Here is a 17,547-nt window from a genome sequence, read left to right on the forward strand (position 1 = left end):
TTACTGTCAAACCGATGTGAAGGAAGGTCAGACAATGCAAATCGACGTGAATATCCTGCTGAACAGCTTCGATCTGCTCGACCTTGTGGCACTGGCGCTCTTCTGGTCATGCTGGCTGACAACGACGTTCCTGATCGAGAGGGACAATGCGAAGCGCCCCTCCGTTCACGTTCTGATGAAGCGTCACCGGTATCGCTGGATGGAGGAGATGGCCGCCCGCGACGTGCGCATCTTCGACAGCGCGATCCTTGCCAGTATCCAGCAGAGCACCGCGTTCTTCGGCTCCACCACCTTGCTGGTGATCGGGGGGATCGTCGCGATTCTGGGTAAGCCCGAAACCTTGCTCTCTGCGGGTGAGGGCCTGATGCCGGATTGGTCCAGCCAGACCTTGCAACTGGAATTGCTGATGGTTCTGGGGATCGCGTTCTATGCGTTCCTGAAATTCGTGTGGTCCAACCGGCTGTTCAGCTATTGCGCCGTGGTCATGGCGTCCATGCCCAATGACGGCACCGTGCCCGAGGCCGGGCGTATCGCGATCCGCGCCGCGCGCCTCAATTCCTACGCGGCCCGCAGCTTCAACCGGGGTTTGCGGGGAATCTACTATGCGTTGACAGCCATGGCCTGGGTGCTGGGCGCGGAGGCGTTGATCGTGGCGACCGTGGTGACGACGGCTGTCCTGATCCGGCGGGAGTTCTTCTCCCGCTCACGCAAGGCGCTGATCGCCAGCTAGCGGCTCTCGATCCGCCATGCGCCCAGGATCAACGTGGCTGTCAGCAAGAGCATCAGCCATGCCGGGGCAAGGGGGGTCAGGCTGACATTCTCAACCGTGTAGGCATCGCGGTCGGCCAGCCCCAGCCAGCCGCGCCCGGCGGCGTTGCGCCCCTCACGCACCCGCCGCAGATCGGGAACACCGTCCGACACGCGGATCGCACCGCCATCGGTCGCGTCGATCAACGGTTTCAGAACCTCGTCGGTGGACAGGGCGTTCTCGAACTCCCGGGGTGCGGCATTGCCAACCGCCGCGACGCCGGTGACATCGCCATCGCGCAATCGCCAGAGCCCTTGAACTGGGTCCTCGACCCGGACCTCCCAGCGACCGGGCCCGACCTCGACCATTTGCGGCGTTATGATTGTTTCGTCCGGGGCCGTCAGTTCCAATGTCGGCGCTACGTCACCCAAAGTGCGCCGCGTGACCAACAGATCGCCGCTCACCTCATCGCCCAACAGGACTTCTTCCTCCAGTTCAGGCTCCTGCATCAGCCAGTGAGCCAGCCGCCGCAGCAATTCCACCTGCGGACCGCCCCCCTCGTATCCGCGCGCCCACAACCATGCGTGGTCCGAGGCGAGCATCGCGATCCGCCCCTGCCCCGGCCTGTCCAGGATCAGCAGGGGCCTGCCGTCCGGACCCTCCATCACCGTATCGCCTGCGGTCTGTTCCAGGTCGATCAACCTGAACCAACGGCCCCAGCCGGGCACACCATCGACCGCCGGGCGCGGGGCGTAATCCTCCAATCCCGCCGTGACGGGATGGCGGGCACCAAGCTCGGATATACGGGGCAGATAGCCCTCCTCGATCACCCGCGCGGTGGGATCGGCCGGCAGCACCCGCGCCAGCGGCGTACGCCACAGGCTCTCCACCCCGGCAAAGGCAGGACCCGATGCGACGAGGACCGCGCCGCCGTCCTCCACATACCGGGCGATATTGTCCAGATAGGACGGCGGCAGAACGCCCCGACGTCGGTAGCGGTCAAAGATGATCAGATCGAATTCGTCGATCTTCTCCATGAACAATTCGCGCGTGGGAAAGGCGATCAGGCTCATCTCGAACACCGGTACGCCGTCCTGTTTCGAGGGGGGGCGCAGAATGGTGAAATGCACCAGATCGACCGCCGCGTCGGATTTAAGCAGGTTGCGCCAGGTTCGCCCCCCTGCGTGCGGCTCACCCGAGACGAGCAGAACCCGCAGCCGGTCGCGAATGCCGTTGATCTCTATCAGGGCGGTATTGTTGCGTGGCGTTAACTCGCCGGTCCCCTCCGCGACCGAGGCTTGCAGCACGTTCATGCCGCCCCGCGCGATCGGCACGTCGAAGGTAATGTCCTCACCTACCGGGACGGACAGGCGCAGCACATCCTCACCATCCAGGCTGATCGACAGGGTCACCGCATCGCGGTCGCGCGGAACGAAACCCAGTTCGTCGACGCGCAAGGTCATCTGCACCTTTTCCCCCACGATGCCAAAGGCAGGCCCGGCCACCACCGACAGCTTGCGATCCCATTCGCGCGGTTCACCAGTCAATACCAAATGCAACGGCGCGTCCAGTCCGGGCGCGTCGGCCATGTCGTGAACCTGTCCATCGCTAAGCAGGATCGCCCCCGCGATCCGGTCAGGCGCGACCCCGGCGACCGCGTCGGACAGCGCGCGCATGGCCAGGGTTCCGCGCCCTTCATCCGCGCCGCTTGCGTCGCCCACCTCGACCCGCCGCCATTCCAGCGGCGCATCCGGGTCCAAGGACAGCGCATCGAGCGAGGCCGAAAGCTCCGCCTCCGCCCGCGCGATCTGGTCGGGCCGCACGCCGAGGCTCTGACTGTCCGAGCGATCCACCAGCAGGAACGCGATATCGGTCAGCGGCGCACGGTCCTCCTCCTTCAGGCTCGGCCCGCTCAGCGCCAGTAACAGGACCAGCCCGCCCAACCCGCGCAGCGCCCATCCTGTAAGCCGCATCCACGCCGCGTAAAGGCACAGCGCGGTCAGCCCGCCCGCCAGCGCCACGATCACCACCATAGGAACCAGAGGGGAAAACACCACGCCGCTCATTGTCCCAACCTTTCCAGCAAGGCAGGCACGTGCACCTGATCCGACTTGTAGTTCCCGGTCATCACATACATCACCAGATTGACGCCGAAGCGCAGGGCCATTTCGCGCTGACGCTCCCCCGTCACGCCGCGCCCCACGGGGCGGATGAAATTGCCCAGATCGTCCACCGCCCAGGCGCTGGCCCAGTCATTGCCGCCAATGATAACCGGGCTGACGCCATCATTGAGGTTGCGAAACGGCACGCCGTCCACATCCTCGGGGGCGAAGGATGCCTCCGCCCAGACGGGTGCGCCGACATAACGGCCCGGAAAATCATCGAGCAGATAGAACGCCCGCGTCATCACGTGATCCGGCGGAATCCGCTCCAATGGTGGCAGGTCCAGTTGCCCGGCAAGACGGCGCAACTGCGCATTTCCGGGCCCCTCGGCCCCGACGGCCAGATGGGTGTCGCGGGTGTCGAACAGGATCATACCACCAGTGCGCAAATAGGTGTTGATGCGAGCGACCGCCTCCGGCCCCGGCGGGGCCTGCGCGTCGGTCACGGGCCAGTACAGCATAGGATAGAAGGCCAGTTCGTCCCGTTCGATATCCACGGCGACCGGCTCCGCCGGTTCGATGGCCGTACGCCGGGCCAGAACCAGCGACAGGCCCGACAGTCCGGCACGACTGATCCTGTCCACCTCGGCATCGCCGGTGCGCACATAGGCCAGAACCGTTTCGGACGTGGCATAGATCGCACGGGGATCGTCGCGCACGGCCTGCGTCTCAACTGCCTGCGTATCCACATTCTGCGCCTGCACATCCTGCGCACCCATGACGAACAGAACGGCCAATCCGCCAAGACCCGCCCGCGCGGCCGGTCGCAGCCGCCCGCCCAACGCCAGCGTCGCCAGAATATCCAGCATCACTGCCAGCATCGCCCCGCTCAGGAACAGGCCCGTCAGGTCCCGCTCCGCGCGAACGGTATAGCCGCGCGTCGCGGTGCCCGCAGGCAGATCCAGACGCTGCAGCGCTGTCGCATCGCGCATGACGTTATAGGCATGCCCCCGCACACCGGCGCGGTACAGCCCCGGTGGCGCGTCCGGCCCCGGCGCCTGCGCCAACCGGGCACCTGCGACACCTGCGATCCGGTCGGCGTCCATAACCTCACCCGTGCCGTCGAGGACCCGTTCAGGGGTCCAGATCGCTCCTTCGAGTGCGGCCTCGCCCCGCTCCCCGGATTGGGCAACCCGCGCGATCCGGTCGAGCATCTGTAGAAACAGACCTGACAACGGCAGGCTGGACCAGCGCGGTGTCGCCGTCACGTGGAACAGGATCACCCGGCCGCGCCCCTCGTCGCGCGCGGTGACCAGAGGGGTGCCGTCCTCCAGCGCCACAAGCGTGCGATCGGCCAGATCGGGATCGGGCTGCGCCATGACCTGTGAAACGACGTCCACATCCTCGGGCAAGTCCAGACCGTCGAACAGGGTTCCTTGCGGAAAGGGCCGCAACCGCTTGGGGTCGCCCCATGACATCGCACCGCCCAGCGACCGCCCCCCCTCGCGCAGGCGCACGGGCAGAAGGCTGTCCCTGACCATTTGCCCGGTGGCACTGGCCGCCATGCGGGGTCCGGCGAAGCGGACCAGCAGACCGCCCTCGCGCACCCAATCCTCCAGACCTGACCGCTCCTCCGCCGAGAAATTCGCCACATCGGCCAGCATGACGATATCGGGGCTCGCATCCAGCACCTCGGCCAGGGGTGGCTCGACAAGTTCGGCCACAGGCTGGAGCGCGGTGCGCAGATAATGCAGCGGAGCGGTCAGAGATTGCGCCTCACCGCTGCGCCCCCCTGCGACGAGGGCGATGCGTCGGCGCTGCAATGCGTCATCCGTCAGGACGGTCGCCCCCGCGGACTTGTAAGGCGCGGAAAGCGACAGCCTGCTGACCCGATTGCGCAGTTCCAGCGGCAGGTCTATCGCCACGCGCGTTACCTCATCCCCCGGCGCCAGAGTCTGCCCGACCTGATCCAGCACACGCTCGATACCCGCCGCATCGGTTCCGATCACCTGAACGGATACCTCCTGCGCGGGGGCACCGGGCGCCCGCAGGATATGCGTCACCAATTGACCGTCCTCGAACATCGCAGGGGCCAGCGCCAACGCCAGATCCTCCGGCAGGACAACCTCCACCGGGCCACGAGCGGAGAGGGCTTCGACCAGATTGTCCGCATCCCCCAAACCGTCGCTGATCCAGATGCTTGCGCCGATATCGCCCATCTCATCCAGCCGCGCAGCGAAGGCGGCGCGATCCGGGGCCCAGCCCGCAGGCCGCATGGTGTCGAGGACACCGGCCCAATCCGCAGCGGCCCTAGGCGCCAGATCAGGCGCGGCATCGGAGAGGGAGATCAGGTGCACCGCCCGACCGGCACGATCCGCGCGATCCAGGATCTGGCGAACCTCGCCCTGCCGGGCGCTCCAATCCGGGGCGCTGGCCCAGCCGCCATCCATCACGATCAGCAACGGCCCGTCCGCCCGCTCCGGTGCGGGGGCGGGGTTCAGCAAAGGCCCGGCCAACCCCAATATGGCCAGCGCCAGAACCGCCATGCGCAGCGCCAGCAGCCACCACGGCGTGCGCGCGGGTGTCCGCTCCGTATCCTTCAGTCCGAACAGCAACGATATGCCGGGAAACGCTCGGCGCACCGGCGCGGGCGGTGTCGCCCGCAGCAACCACCACAGCGCCGGCAGGGCGAGCAGAGCCGCCAGCAACGCGGGCGTCACGAATCCGATTGCGCCAAGGCTCATCATATCAGCGCCGCTCCCCCTCGATCACGCGGTGCAGCCACAACAGCGCTCGGCTGGCCGGTTCCTGCACACGGTGAGTGGCAAAGGACCACCCCGCACTGCGGGATCGCGCGCGCAGCATGTCACGCCGCGCCGCCAGTTTTGCCCGGTATCCATCGCGTAGGGCGCGCGCGCGCTCCGCCTCGAACGACAGGGCACCGGACATCGAGCGGAACTCCGTCCGTCCGTCGAAGGGAAACGTCTCCTCGCTCTCATCCGTGATCTGCAACAGAACGACGCGCTGCCCCTGCGCCGCCAATATGTCCAGCGCGGGCATTAGCAGAGCATCCGGTGCCAGAAAATCCGACAGGGCGACCAGCAGGCCTCGCCGTCCGTCAGGCATGGCGGGGACGCAATAATCCTCATGCGGCGTCATACCGCTCAACAACCCGGCGATGCGGTCCACCTGCCCCCGCCCCGCACCCGGCGGCAAATCGGGGGCGGCCAGGCCGACACGCTCCCCCCCGCGCACCAGCAGCAGCGATAGGGCACAGGCCAGGACGGCGGCTCGGGTGCGCTTGCTTTCCCCGTGTTCGGGATAGTCCATAGAGAGCGCCGGATCGACGTTCAGCGTCACGGTCTGCGCCGCCGACCACTCCGTCTGGCGGACGAATGCGGTATCGGACCGGCCCGAACGGCGCCAGTCAATCGCACCCGCGGCATCACCGGGGATCGCCTGCCTGTATTGCCAGAACTCCTCGCCCATGCCGGCCCGCCGGCGGCCATGTTCGCCCAGCACGACTGTCGCGGCCAACCGTTCGGCCCGCGCCAACAGGGGCGGCAGGGCACCTGCCGCGCGTCGTGCTGCGCCTTGCAGATTATCTGATGGACCAGATCGCATCGTCACGCTGCGGCAGCGGTGCCAAGCTCCCGCTCGACCAGACGGGCGATCAGATCGGGCAACTGCACACCCTCCGCCCGAGCGGCGTAGTTCAGTGCCATGCGGTGCGTCAGAACCGGCCCGGCGAGGGCCGCGACATCCGACAGATCGGGCGCGAGGCGATTGTCGAGCAAGGCCCGCGCCCGCACCCCCAGCATCAGCGCCTGCGCCGCCCGTGGCCCCGGCCCCCACGCGACCGCGTCGGTCAGATCGCTTGCGGCACCGGAATCCGGTCGCGCCGCGCGCACCAGATCGAGGATCGATTCAACCACCGCTTCGCCCACCGGCATCCGGCGCAGCATCGACTGCATCGCCATCAGGTCGCGCGTGTTCAAGACCGGCTCCAGCACGGCGCTTTCAGCGCCGGTGGTCGCCAGCAGGATTGCGCGTTCATCGTCACGGTCGGGATAGCCCACGTCGATCTGGAACAGGAACCGATCCAGCTGCGCCTCGGGCAGGGGATAGGTGCCCTCCTGCTCGATCGGGTTCTGGGTGGCCAGCACATGGAACGGGGCGGGCAGGTCTCGGCGCATCCCGGCCACGCTGACGTGATGTTCCTGCATCGCCTGCAACAGGGCGGATTGCGTGCGCGGGCCGGCGCGGTTGATCTCATCCGCCATCAGAAGCTGACAGAAAACCGGCCCCTTGATGAAACGGAACGCGCGGCCGCCATCGGGCGCCGTCTCCAGCACCTCCGCGCCCAGAATGTCCGAGGGCATCAGATCCGGCGTGAACTGCACCCGGTTTGCGTCCAGCCCCAGCACGGTGCCCAGCGTTTCGACCAGCAGCGTCTTGGCCAGGCCCGGCGCGCCGACCAACAGGCCGTGCCCGCCTGAAAGGATCGCCGCCAGCGCCAGATCCACCACATCCGCCTGACCGATGACCCGCCGCGCGACCATCTCTCGCACCTGCGACAGACGCGCTCCCGCCTGCTCGATCTCGATCAGAAGTGAATCGCTCATACTGCATCCCCTGTTTTGCACGGAATAAGACCTACTATGTATAGAACACGTAATCTGACTGCACCGAAAGGCACGGACCCGTGAACAGTGAAAAAGCCGAAACAGCCAAACCCAGCGCCGATGGCATCATCAGCGCCGTAAAGCGCGCCGCGCCGCGCGGAATTCCGCCGGTCGAAAAATGGGATCCGCCCTTTTGCGGCGATCTGGACATGCGCATCGCGCGGGACGGAACGTGGTTCTACCTCGGCACGCCCATCGGACGCAAACCGCTGGTCAAGCTGTTCTCCTCGATCCTGAAGAAGGAGGGCGACGACTATTTCCTCGTCACCCCGGTCGAGAAGGTCGGCATCACGGTCGAGGACGCGCCCTTCGTCGCCGTCGATTTCAGCGTTGAGGGGGAGGGCAAGGACACCTCCATCACCTTTTCTACCCATGTCGGCGACACGGCGACCGCAGGACCCGACCATGCGATGCGAATCGTTCGTGACCCCGAAACCGGCGAACCGTCGCCCTATATCAACATCCGCCGCAATCTGGATGCGCTGATAGATCGCAAGAGTTTCTATCGCCTCGTCGATATCGGGGTTGCGCATCAGGTCGAAGGCGAAGACTGGTTCGGGGTCTGGTCCGAAGGCGTGTTCTTCCCCTTCATACCGGTGTCGGAACTGAAATAGATTTTACAGGTGTATCATGCGTTCTTTCGTCGTGCTTATGGCAGCCGCCGCGCTTGCGGGGTGCGCTGTACCGCGCCAGAACACCGCGACCCCCAGCCGTGAGGTTGCGGGCACAGTGTTGCTGGCCCGATCCGGCCTGATCGTGGAGGATTCGCGCGACAGCCTGCTGGCGTTCGGCACGGCTTTGCCGTCAGTCGAAATGCGCGTGACCCCGATCCTGGGTCCGGTCGTGACCCGCACGACCCGTGTGGATTGCGGCCCCGCGCCGGTGTCCCTGATCGCGTTCGAGGATATCACCCTCATCGCGCGCGACGGGCAGCTTGCCGGCTGGATGACCGATGAGGACGGCTTGCGCACAGATGCGGGCATCGGTCTGGGCAGTACCGAAATCTCCCTCACCGCCGCTTACAAGACAGAATACACCCTGGATGCGCTGGATCGGGAGTTCGACGCGGAGGGATTTCACGGCACCGTCCGGAACGGTCTGGTCAGCAGCATGTGGGCCGGAACGTCCTGCCCGTCATGATGGCGATGAGCGGTGGGGGGCATATGCCCCCCACCCTCGCAACGCCACCATCCCTCTTCAGCGGTCGAGATATTCGGAAAATTCGTTCAGAACGGTCTTGTAGACAGGGCGTTTGAACGGAACGATCGCGGCGATCATCTCCTCTGGCGTCATCCAGCGCCAGTCGGAGAATTCAGGATGATCGACCGCGATGTCTATCACATCCCCCCCCGCGTCCAGCCGGATCAGATACCAGATCTGTTTCTGCCCGCGAAACCGGCCGCCCCAGCGGTTGGGAATCACATCGCGCGGCAGATCGTAGAAATGCCAGTCGGCTGTCCGGGCCAGAACCGTGACATGCTGCGGTTGAACGCCGGTTTCCTCCTCCAACTCGCGCAGGGCGGCGGCCTGAGGCTCCTCACCGTCGTCGATGCCGCCCTGGGGGGCCTGCCATGCGCCGGCGGCGCCGTGCATACGTGCGCCCGCGAATAGCCGTCCCGCACCGTCCGTCAGCATGACGCCGACGCACGGGCGATACGGCAGAGCCGCGATATCATCGTCGCTCAACATCACCGATCCGAATACACGGACAACCCCTTGAGGATGTCGAGTGCATAGGCGAGCTGGAAATCGTCATCGCGCAACAATGCGTCCGCTTCGAGACGCGCGCGTTCCTCCTCCAGCTGTTGCAGTTCCTCGGGCGTCAGGCTGTCATTGCGGATCGAGCCGCGCAGGTCAGCCTCGGACCGGCGGGGGATCACGCCGTCTTCCTCAACCTCGCTGGCCAGACGTTGTCCGACGATGACGTCCGGCTCGATGCCCAGCGCCTGAATGCTGCGCCCCGACGGGGTGTAATAGCGCGCCGTGGTCAGACGCATCGCGCCGTTCCCCTGCAACGGCATGATCGTCTGGACGGACCCTTTGCCGAAGCTCTTCTCACCCACGATGATCGCCCGCCGGTGATCCTGCAACGCCCCTGCCACGATTTCGGAGGCGGAGGCCGAACCGCCGTTGATCAGCACGACCATCGGCAGGCCCTGCGCCAGATCGCCCGCACTCGCATTGTAGCGGTCGCTGTCCGCCGCGGTGCGCCCGCGGGTGGAAACGATCTCACCCTGCTCCAGAAACGCGTCGGAAACATAAACCGCCTGATCCAGCAAGCCGCCGGGATTGTTGCGCAGATCCAGAACGACACCGCGCACGTTGTCGATGCCGCCCAGTTCCTCGACCTGTGCTGCCATCTCCGCCTCCAGATTGGCGAAGGTCTGCTGGTTGAAGGTGGTGACGCGCAGAACGATCGCCCCCGACTCTACCCTGCCGCGCACGGCGCGGATCTGGATGGTGTCGCGGATAATGCTGACCTCAAATGGTTCGACGCCTTCACGCACGACGGTGATGACGATCTCCGATCCGACGGGGCCGCGCATCAGATCCACCGCCTCGTTCAGGTTCAGGCCGAGCACGCTTTCACCATCGACATGGGTGATGAAGTCGCCCGCCTCGATCCCGGCCTCCGCCGCCGGGGTGTCGTCGATGGGAGAGACCACCTTGACGAAACCGTCCTCCTGCGTGACCTCGATGCCCAGACCGCCAAATTCACCGCGCGTCTGTTCGCGCATGTCGGTGAAATCATCCGGCGGCAGATAGCTGGAATGCGGGTCGAGAGAGGTCAGCATCCCGTTGATCGCACTTTCGATCAGCTCACGGTCATCCACTTCCTCGACGTAATCGGCCCGAACCCGTTCGAAGATATTTCCGAACAGATCGAGATACTCGTAGGTCGAGCGCGGTCTGGTGTCATCTTGCGCCAGCAGGGGAGCGGCCAGTTGCGTTGTCGCCAGTACACCTGCCAGCGTCCCCGCGACCCCCGCTACGAACATCTTGTTCATGGATTTCTTCCCCAATGTCTTTTTTCTCAATTTTCTCACTCAATCGAAACCGAACCACGGGGTCGGATCGACGGGTACGCCCTCATGGCGCAATTCCACATATAGAACCTGGCGCTGATTTGGGCCGGATTCGGTGGCAGGTTCAACCCCAAAGCCCGCGACCCCTCCGCGCGATTGCGTGAGGGTGCCGACAGGTTCACCCGCCAGGATGACCTCTCCGGCCTGTCTTTGCACGTCGTTCAACCCGGCGAGGATCATCAGCCAACCCTCCGCCGGTTCCAGCACAGCGATCTGGCCGTATTCCAGAAACGGGCCGGTATATCGCAGGGAGGCGGTCCACGGCGCCGTGACCTGACGGACGCCCTCAACCCCCAGAACGATGCCGGGGCGCACGGTTCCATCGGCATCGCGCGCGCCATATGCCCGCAGGACATGGCCCGGCGCGGGCAAGGGCAAGGTTCCGCGCGCCTCCTCAAACCGTTGCGGCGATCCCGTGGCCATGGCCGCGCTCTCACGCGCGAGCAGCCGGGCGAAGGCCTGAAGGTTCTGGCTGTCCGCACGCAAACGCGCAACCAGCGCGGGTTTCGGCTCAGGCGGAACGGTTCTGGCGTTCAGCGCGTCACGCAGCGCGATCCGCGCCTGTTGCACGCCCGCCAGCCCGTCCCGCATCAGGTCTTCCGCCCGATCCTGCTCGTTGGCGACGATATCGAGTTCGATCATCATGGCCCGCAGCTCGTCCGCCTCCGCCTGCAGGTGGGGCACGATGGCGGCCATCATCTGGGCTGCCCGCGCGGCCCCCTCCGGTCCCGAAGGATGCAGCAACAGCAGCGGCGCAGGTGCCCGGCTGACCCGATGCAGCCCCCCCAGCAGGCGCGCCAACCGATCCCGATCCTGCGCCATGCGCGCGCTCAGAACATCCGCGCGCAATGCCAGATCGCGGCTGGCAGCCCGCTGCGCGGCCAGTCCCGTCTCGTATCCCTGAACCACCTGCCCCAGCACAGAGAGCCTCCGCTCACCGCGCGGCGCGGATGCCAGCCCCTCAGCCGCGTCGCCGATCAGACGCGCCGCCCGCTCCGTCTGCTGCACGGCATCCGTCTGTGCCAGGGCACCGGTGGCCACCACCACGCCCAACAAGGCCGCGACGATCCGCATCAGGCGATCAGGCTCCGCCCCGTCATCTCCTGCGGTTTCTCAAGGTTCATCAGGTCCAGCAGGCTGGGCGCGAGGTCGGCCAGACGGCCGCTCGACAAGGTCGCGCCCTTGGGACCGCCGACCAGGATAACCGGCACGGGGTTGAGCGTATGCGCCGTGTGCGGCTCACCAGTGGTGGGATCCACCATCACCTCGCAATTGCCATGATCCGCCGTGACGATCATCGCACCGCCCGCGCGTTCCAACGCATCCACGACACGGCCCAGCCCGGTATCCACCGCCGCGCAAGCCGCCATCGCCGCCTGCAAATCGCCGGTATGTCCCACCATGTCGGGATTGGCATAGTTCACGACGATCAGATCGTATGTGCCGCTTTCAATGGCGGCGACCAGCTTGTCCGTCACCTCAACCGAACTCATCTCCGGCTGCATGTCATAGGTCCGCACGTTCGGAGATCTGGGCATGGTGCGATCCTCACCCTCGCTGGGAACCTCAACCCCACCGTTGAGGAAAAACGTCACATGCGGATATTTCTCGGTCTCCGCGATACGGAACTGATGTTTTCCCTGTGCGGCAACCCACGCGCCCAGCGTGTTGGGAATGTCTTCGGACGGGAACATCACGTCCAGATGCGCGTTCAGGTCCTCGGAATATTCGACCATGCCACATGCCGCTGCCAGATCGAACTTGTCCCGCTCGAACCCGTCGAAATCCGGCGCGACGAAGGCGGACAGGATCTCGCGTGCACGATCCGCACGGAAGTTCAGGAACAGCACGCCGTCCCCATCCGCCATGCCGGAATATCCGCCAAGCGCGGCGGCGGCGATGAACTCATCCGTCTCCCCCCGATCATAGGCAGCGGCAATGGCGGTGTCGGCATTGGCCATCGCATCGCCGGTGCCCTTTGCGATCAGTTCATAGGCCGCCTGAACCCGGTCCCAGCGATTGTCGCGGTCCATCGCATAGAACCGCCCGATCAGAGTTGCGATCTGCACGCCCTGCGGCAGATCACGCTCCAGCGCATAAACTTGCTCACGCGCTGATTTCGGGGCCACATCGCGCCCATCCGTGAACAGATGCAGCTTTACCGGCACACCCGCTGCGGCCACCACCTTGGCCGCTTGCAGGATGTGACGCTGGTGCGCGTGAACCCCGCCCGGGGAGGCCAGCCCCATCAGATGCGCGGTTCCGCCGCTGTCCTTGAGCTTGCGTATGAATCCCGTCAACGCCGCGTTGGTGTCAAAGGAACCGTCCTCGATCGCCTTGTCGATCCTGGGCAGATCCATCCAGACGACGCGACCTGCACCGATATTGGTGTGGCCAACCTCGGAATTTCCCATCTGTCCGTCCGGCAGGCCGACGTCCCGCCCATGCGCGGCCAGCGTCGCGTTGGGACACTCGGCCATCAGCCGATCGAAGACCGGCGTCTCGGCCAGGGCCACGGCGTTCGCTTCGGTCTGCTCGCTTATTCCCCAGCCATCGAGGATACACAGGATCACGGGGCGCGGTGTGGACATGGGGCAACTCCTAAATGCTGCACATGACATAGGACGCTACCCATATGTCGGGCAAGCCTGTGGCTCACTTTCGCCAAATATCCCCGCCTACACCCCCGGCGGTGGCATCCTTTATCCAGACTTGCGAAAACAGGCCTCCTTGGCCTAGATGCGCGAAACCGAACACAGGGGCGCATTGCATGAACATCCTCATCCTCGGCGGCGGCGGGCGTGAACACGCGCTGGCATGGGCCATATCGCAGAATCCCAAATGCGACCGGCTGTTCTGCGCGCCCGGCAATGCCGGAATAGCCGAGATTGCGGAATGCGTCCGCATAGATCCTGAGGATTCCGCCGACGTCATCGCCTTCGCCGGGGAACACGCCATCGATTTCGTGGTGATCGGGCCGGAGGCCCCGCTTGCCGCCGGTGTGGCCGACGAATTGCGCGATGCGGGCTATCTGACCTTCGGTCCGTCCAAGGCCGCGGCGCAGGTCGAGGCGTCCAAGGCCTTCACCAAGGAGCTGTGCGACGCAGCCGGCGCCCCCACCGCCGCTTATGCCCGCTTTACCGATGCCGCCCCGGCGAAGGAGTACATCGCCGCCCAGGGGGCACCGATCGTCATCAAGGCGGACGGCCTCGCCGCAGGCAAGGGCGTGACCGTCGCGATGGATGAGGCCACCGCGCTCACCGCCATCGACGACTGTTTTTCAGGTGCCTTCGGCGCGGCGGGCGCGGAAGTCGTGATCGAGGAATTCATGGATGGTGAGGAAGTCTCGCTGTTCGTACTGACCGACGGCACCGCCATGCTGCCGCTCGCCTCGGCGCAGGATCACAAACGGGCCTTCGATGGCGACGAGGGGCCCAATACCGGCGGCATGGGCGCATATTCCCCTGCCCCCGTGCTAACGCAGGAATTGCTGGATCAGGCGATGTCGCGCATCGTCGCCCCGTGTCTGGCCGAACTGCGCGACCGGAGCACACCGTTTTCAGGCGTGCTCTATGCGGGATTGATGATCCAGAACGGTCAGGCGCGGCTGGTGGAATACAACGCCCGTTTCGGGGACCCGGAATGCCAGTTGCTGATGGCGCGCATGGGTGCACAGGCGCTGGACCTGCTGATCGCCACGGCAGAAGGCAACCTTGCCGAAGCTAAGGTCGCCTGGGCGGACGATCACGCCATTACCGTCGTGCTTGCCGCGCGAGGGTATCCCGGCAGCTATGCCAAGGGTGAGGATATCGGTCTGCCCGACCTGACCGGCCAGCCGCTGGTGCAGATATTCCATGCCGGAACGAAGGATGTGGAGGGGCAGCTCGTCTCAAACGGCGGGCGCGTGCTGGCCGTCACCGCGCGGGGGGACACCCTGCGCGCAGCTCGCGATCTGGCCTATTCCGTGGTGGAACGTATCGACTGGCCCGGCGGATTTTACCGAACCGATATCGGCTGGCGCGCGCTCTGAGCGCACGGAAATAGCTGAAAGACCGGGAAGACCTGCGCCACGAACCTGCGGCGCAGCCATGTGGCCCCTGACGTGCGTGTCAGATCTGCTTTTCAGGCATCCGAACGACCAACCCGTCCAGCGCGTCCGTCACCTTGATCTGGCACGTCAGCCGCGAGGTCGCGGGATCGGGCTGCCATGCGAAATCGAGCATGTCTTCCTCCATCGGATCCTTGGCCGGCAGTTTCTCGGCCCAGGCGCCATCCACGTAGACATGACAGGTCGAACACGCGCACGCGCCGCCGCAATCCGCCTCGATGCCGGGGATGTTGTTGTCGCGCGCGCCCTCCATAACGGTCAGACCGTTGGCCACGTCCACGACGTGCTCGGTGCCGCTATGCTCGATATAAGTGATCTTGGCCATGTCGGTTTCCTCAAGAAATTCTATCCGTGTCGCACGGTTTCTAGCGCCAAGCGTGAAGCGGCCACAACGCATAACTTTGCGTCGCGTCAGATCGGCGTCCCCACCGCCGTTAACCACTTTTTCAGCAATTATTAGGATTTTATACAAATATGGATCATATGTATCGAAACAGTTTAGTAAAATTGGAGCGGTTTCATGGAGTGGACGATCGACCTACCCGACAGCGATGCGGAACAAGCAGTTCAGCAGAGCCGTACCGTTCTGACCTCCGATATTCTGGTGGGGCACGTCATGGACACGCCGTTGCAGGGCAATCGCGAAATCGGTGAGGGCGATGATACGGTTGAGGCCCTGGCCACCGCCGACAGCTTCGACTTCGCATTTGAAACGCCTGAGATTGACATCACCGCACCGGCGGACTTCACCCCCATCCCCATGGACCGTACCCGCTTGGATGAAGCGCCGGTGAACTCCGTTCGACAGGAGACACCGACGCCGGACGGAACCCCCTGGAATGTTGATGTTTTCGAGGAGGGCCGTCAGGTCATGACGCCTGCAAACGATCTGATGCAGCAGGCCACGGGCAACCGTATCGACGGCACCGAACTGTTCGGAACGCGCCATGGCGACATTCTGACCGGTACAATGGGTGACGACGTCCTGAACGCTGCGAAGGGGGATGACGTGATGACCGGCAGCGCCGGTGCGGATGTGTTCGTCTTCAGCCAGAGCAGTACCGGCAGGGATCGGATCACCGATTTCACCACGGGTGAGGATCACCTCTACTTCGCGGCGGAAACGATCTTCGATCTGGGCGAAATCACCATGACGCAGGAAGGTGACGATGCGTTGCTGAGCTGGCATCGCGGCAATTCCGAGCTGCTGTTGGAGCAGGTCAATCTTGCCGATCTGAACGCGGACAGCTTCATCCTCGCCGCCGCGTAATCACCGCCCCGCGATGCGGGACGGTGTAGCGTTAACCCTTATTGGTCCAGATCGAGCGCGACGAAGCGCGGCTCACCGCCGTCGCGCACCAGCATCAGGACCGATTTGCGACCTGCCGCTTGCACTTCCTCGATGATCGCGACCACATCCGACGGCGCCGCAACGGTTCGCTGGCCGACCTCTGCGATCACTTGGCCCGCACGCATGCCGCGCTCATAGGCATCGCTGAGTTCATCGACCGCCGTGACGACGACGCCATCCACCGAATCGGGGATGTCGTACTGCTCCCGCATCTGGGCCGTGATGCCGCTCAGGGTCATGCCCGCGATCTCGGCCTGCTCAGGCTGGGTGGTCTTTCCGTTCGGCCCATCGGAATCCGCCTCGACGGTGGAGCTGTCCTCCAACCGACCCAGCGTTACCAACAGGGTTCTTGTTCGTCCGTCGCGGAACACGATGACACGCACTGCCTTGCCCACCTGGGTCGCGGCAACCACGCGCGGCAGTTCCCGCATCTCATCGATTTGCTGACCGTCGAAGCTCAGAATGACGTCGCCAGCCTCAATTCCGCCCTCGGCAGCGGGGCCGGGGGGTACATCCGCGACCAGGGCGCCCCGCACATCCTCCAGCCCGATCGCCTCGGCCACGGCCTCATCCACGGGTTGAATGCGCACGCCCAGCCAACCACGACGGGTTTCACCGAACTCACGCAACTGATCCACCACGCCCGTGACGACAGCCGAGGACATCGAGAATCCGATACCGATCGACCCGCCATTGGGCGACAGGATAGCGGTGTTTACGCCGATCACCTCCCCTTGCATGTTGAACAACGGGCCGCCCGAATTGCCCCGGTTGATCGCCGCATCCGTCTGGATGAAATCGTCGTAGGAGCCTGAAAGCTCCCGATTGCGCGCCGACACGATACCGGCGGAGACGGAAAAGCCTTGCCCCAGCGGATTGCCGATTGCCAGCACCCAGTCCCCCACGCGGGCCAGATCGCTGTCACCGAACGCCACGAATGGCAGGGGGTCCTCCGGCTCGACCTTCAGCACGGCGATATCGGTACGGGGGTCGGTGCCGATCAGCTCAGCCGGCAGTTCACTGCCATCCAGAAACTCGACCATGATCTCATCCGCCTGCTCAATCACGTGGTTGTTCGTAACGATGTAGCCATCAGCGGAAATCACGAAGCCGGAGCCGAGAGCCTGCGCGCGGCGCTGCTGGGGCGCACCTTCCTGCCGGTCCATGAAATCGCGGAAGAAATCCTCGAACGGCGAACCCTCAGGGATCATCGGGGACAGGCCGGGGTTTTGCGCAGTGATGGTCTGACTGGTCGTGATATTGACCACGGACGGGCTGAGCCGCTGTGCGAGATCGGCGAAACTGCCCGGGCGCGATTGTGCCTGAACCGGGCCAACATCCGCCGCGATCACGGCAAGGCCCAGACAGGTCGCGAACACGACATGGCAACTCTTGCGGATCACGTTTCTTACTAGGGTCAAATTCTGTCCTCCTGAACGCATTTGGCGAGCCCCGTTCAAGGCCCTC

Annotated in this window: 15 protein-coding genes; 5 read left to right on the plus strand and 10 right to left on the minus strand. The window is 64.9% G+C overall.

Annotation, left to right across the window (positions count from 1 at the left end; all coding sequences use genetic code 11):
* The first annotated feature begins 34 nt into the window (after positions 1-34).
* Entirely contained in the window at positions 35-730 is a 696-nt protein-coding gene (locus G8E03_RS13020) for a DUF599 domain-containing protein (RefSeq protein ID WP_166192681.1), read from the plus strand.
* Here the strand turns inward: G8E03_RS13020 and G8E03_RS13025 are convergent.
* Genes G8E03_RS13025 through G8E03_RS13040 form a run of 4 tightly spaced genes read right to left on the minus strand, consistent with a single transcriptional unit; the run spans position 727 to position 7,475 of the window.
* A complete protein-coding gene (locus G8E03_RS13025; RefSeq protein ID WP_166192684.1) occupies positions 727-2,814 on the minus strand; it encodes a hypothetical protein in 2,088 nt (695 codons plus the stop codon). The two genes, G8E03_RS13020 and G8E03_RS13025, sit on opposite strands and share 4 nt — an antisense overlap.
* Positions 2,811-5,597, minus strand: a complete 2,787-nt coding sequence (locus G8E03_RS13030; protein ID WP_166192687.1) for a DUF4159 domain-containing protein — start codon at positions 5,595-5,597, stop codon at positions 2,811-2,813. The genes G8E03_RS13025 and G8E03_RS13030 overlap by 4 nt, the downstream gene beginning before the upstream one ends.
* Position 5,598: 1 nt before the next feature.
* Positions 5,599-6,474, minus strand: a complete 876-nt coding sequence (locus tag G8E03_RS13035; protein WP_166192690.1) for a DUF58 domain-containing protein — start codon at positions 6,472-6,474, stop codon at positions 5,599-5,601.
* A 2-nt stretch (positions 6,475-6,476) separates the two neighbouring features.
* On the minus strand, positions 6,477-7,475 hold the full coding sequence (locus tag G8E03_RS13040; RefSeq protein ID WP_166192693.1) for an AAA family ATPase: 999 nt from the start codon (positions 7,473-7,475) through the stop codon (positions 6,477-6,479).
* Positions 7,476-7,555: 80 nt separating this feature from the next.
* Here G8E03_RS13040 and G8E03_RS13045 point away from each other — a divergent pair, with 80 nt between their 5' ends.
* Both G8E03_RS13045 and G8E03_RS13050 read left to right on the plus strand, forming a co-directional pair.
* Positions 7,556-8,149, plus strand: a complete 594-nt coding sequence (locus tag G8E03_RS13045; protein WP_166192696.1) for a DUF1285 domain-containing protein — start codon at positions 7,556-7,558, stop codon at positions 8,147-8,149.
* Positions 8,150-8,165: 16 nt separating this feature from the next.
* The gene (locus tag G8E03_RS13050; RefSeq protein ID WP_166192699.1) at positions 8,166-8,675 is read left to right on the plus strand and encodes a hypothetical protein; all 510 of its coding nucleotides are present in this window, start codon (positions 8,166-8,168) and stop codon (positions 8,673-8,675) included.
* A 57-nt stretch (positions 8,676-8,732) separates the two neighbouring features.
* Here the strand turns inward: G8E03_RS13050 and G8E03_RS13055 are convergent, their stop codons facing one another.
* From G8E03_RS13055 to gpmI, 4 genes are read right to left on the minus strand one after another with little or no spacing between them, the layout of a single operon-like run.
* A complete protein-coding gene (locus G8E03_RS13055) occupies positions 8,733-9,221 on the minus strand; it encodes an RNA pyrophosphohydrolase (protein ID WP_166194242.1) in 489 nt (162 codons plus the stop codon).
* Between the two features lie 2 nt (positions 9,222-9,223).
* Positions 9,224-10,543: a S41 family peptidase gene (locus G8E03_RS13060; RefSeq protein WP_166192702.1), complete on the minus strand. Its 1,320-nt coding sequence runs from the start codon at positions 10,541-10,543 to the stop codon at positions 9,224-9,226.
* Between the two features lie 39 nt (positions 10,544-10,582).
* The gene (locus G8E03_RS13065; RefSeq protein WP_166192704.1) at positions 10,583-11,695 is read right to left on the minus strand and encodes a murein hydrolase activator EnvC family protein; all 1,113 of its coding nucleotides are present in this window, start codon (positions 11,693-11,695) and stop codon (positions 10,583-10,585) included.
* Complete coding sequence (gpmI, locus tag G8E03_RS13070) at positions 11,695-13,212, minus strand: 2,3-bisphosphoglycerate-independent phosphoglycerate mutase (RefSeq protein ID WP_166192707.1); 1,518 nt, start codon at positions 13,210-13,212, stop codon at positions 11,695-11,697. Before gpmI ends, G8E03_RS13065 begins: the two co-directional genes overlap by 1 nt.
* A gap of 179 nt (positions 13,213-13,391) precedes the next feature.
* Between gpmI and purD the strand changes: the two genes are divergently transcribed.
* Positions 13,392-14,651, plus strand: coding sequence for a phosphoribosylamine--glycine ligase (gene purD / locus G8E03_RS13075; RefSeq protein ID WP_166192710.1), 1,260 nt, complete (start codon positions 13,392-13,394; stop codon positions 14,649-14,651).
* 79 nt (positions 14,652-14,730) lie between these two features.
* Here the strand turns inward: purD and G8E03_RS13080 are convergent, their stop codons facing one another.
* Complete coding sequence (locus G8E03_RS13080; protein ID WP_166192713.1) at positions 14,731-15,054, minus strand: 2Fe-2S iron-sulfur cluster-binding protein; 324 nt, start codon at positions 15,052-15,054, stop codon at positions 14,731-14,733.
* Between the two features lie 195 nt (positions 15,055-15,249).
* Here G8E03_RS13080 and G8E03_RS13085 point away from each other — a divergent pair, with 195 nt between their 5' ends.
* Positions 15,250-15,999 (plus strand): calcium-binding protein, encoded by a 750-nt coding sequence (locus G8E03_RS13085; protein ID WP_166192716.1) that lies wholly within the window; start codon positions 15,250-15,252, stop codon positions 15,997-15,999.
* A gap of 38 nt (positions 16,000-16,037) precedes the next feature.
* On the opposite strand, the gene G8E03_RS13090 is transcribed toward G8E03_RS13085, so the two are convergent.
* On the minus strand, positions 16,038-17,522 hold the full coding sequence (locus G8E03_RS13090; protein WP_166192719.1) for a DegQ family serine endoprotease: 1,485 nt from the start codon (positions 17,520-17,522) through the stop codon (positions 16,038-16,040).
* Positions 17,523-17,547: the final 25 nt, after the last annotated feature.

This window comes from Pontivivens nitratireducens, from assembly GCF_011290545.1.
GTDB classification, from domain to species: Bacteria; Pseudomonadota; Alphaproteobacteria; order Rhodobacterales; family Rhodobacteraceae; genus Pontivivens; species Pontivivens nitratireducens.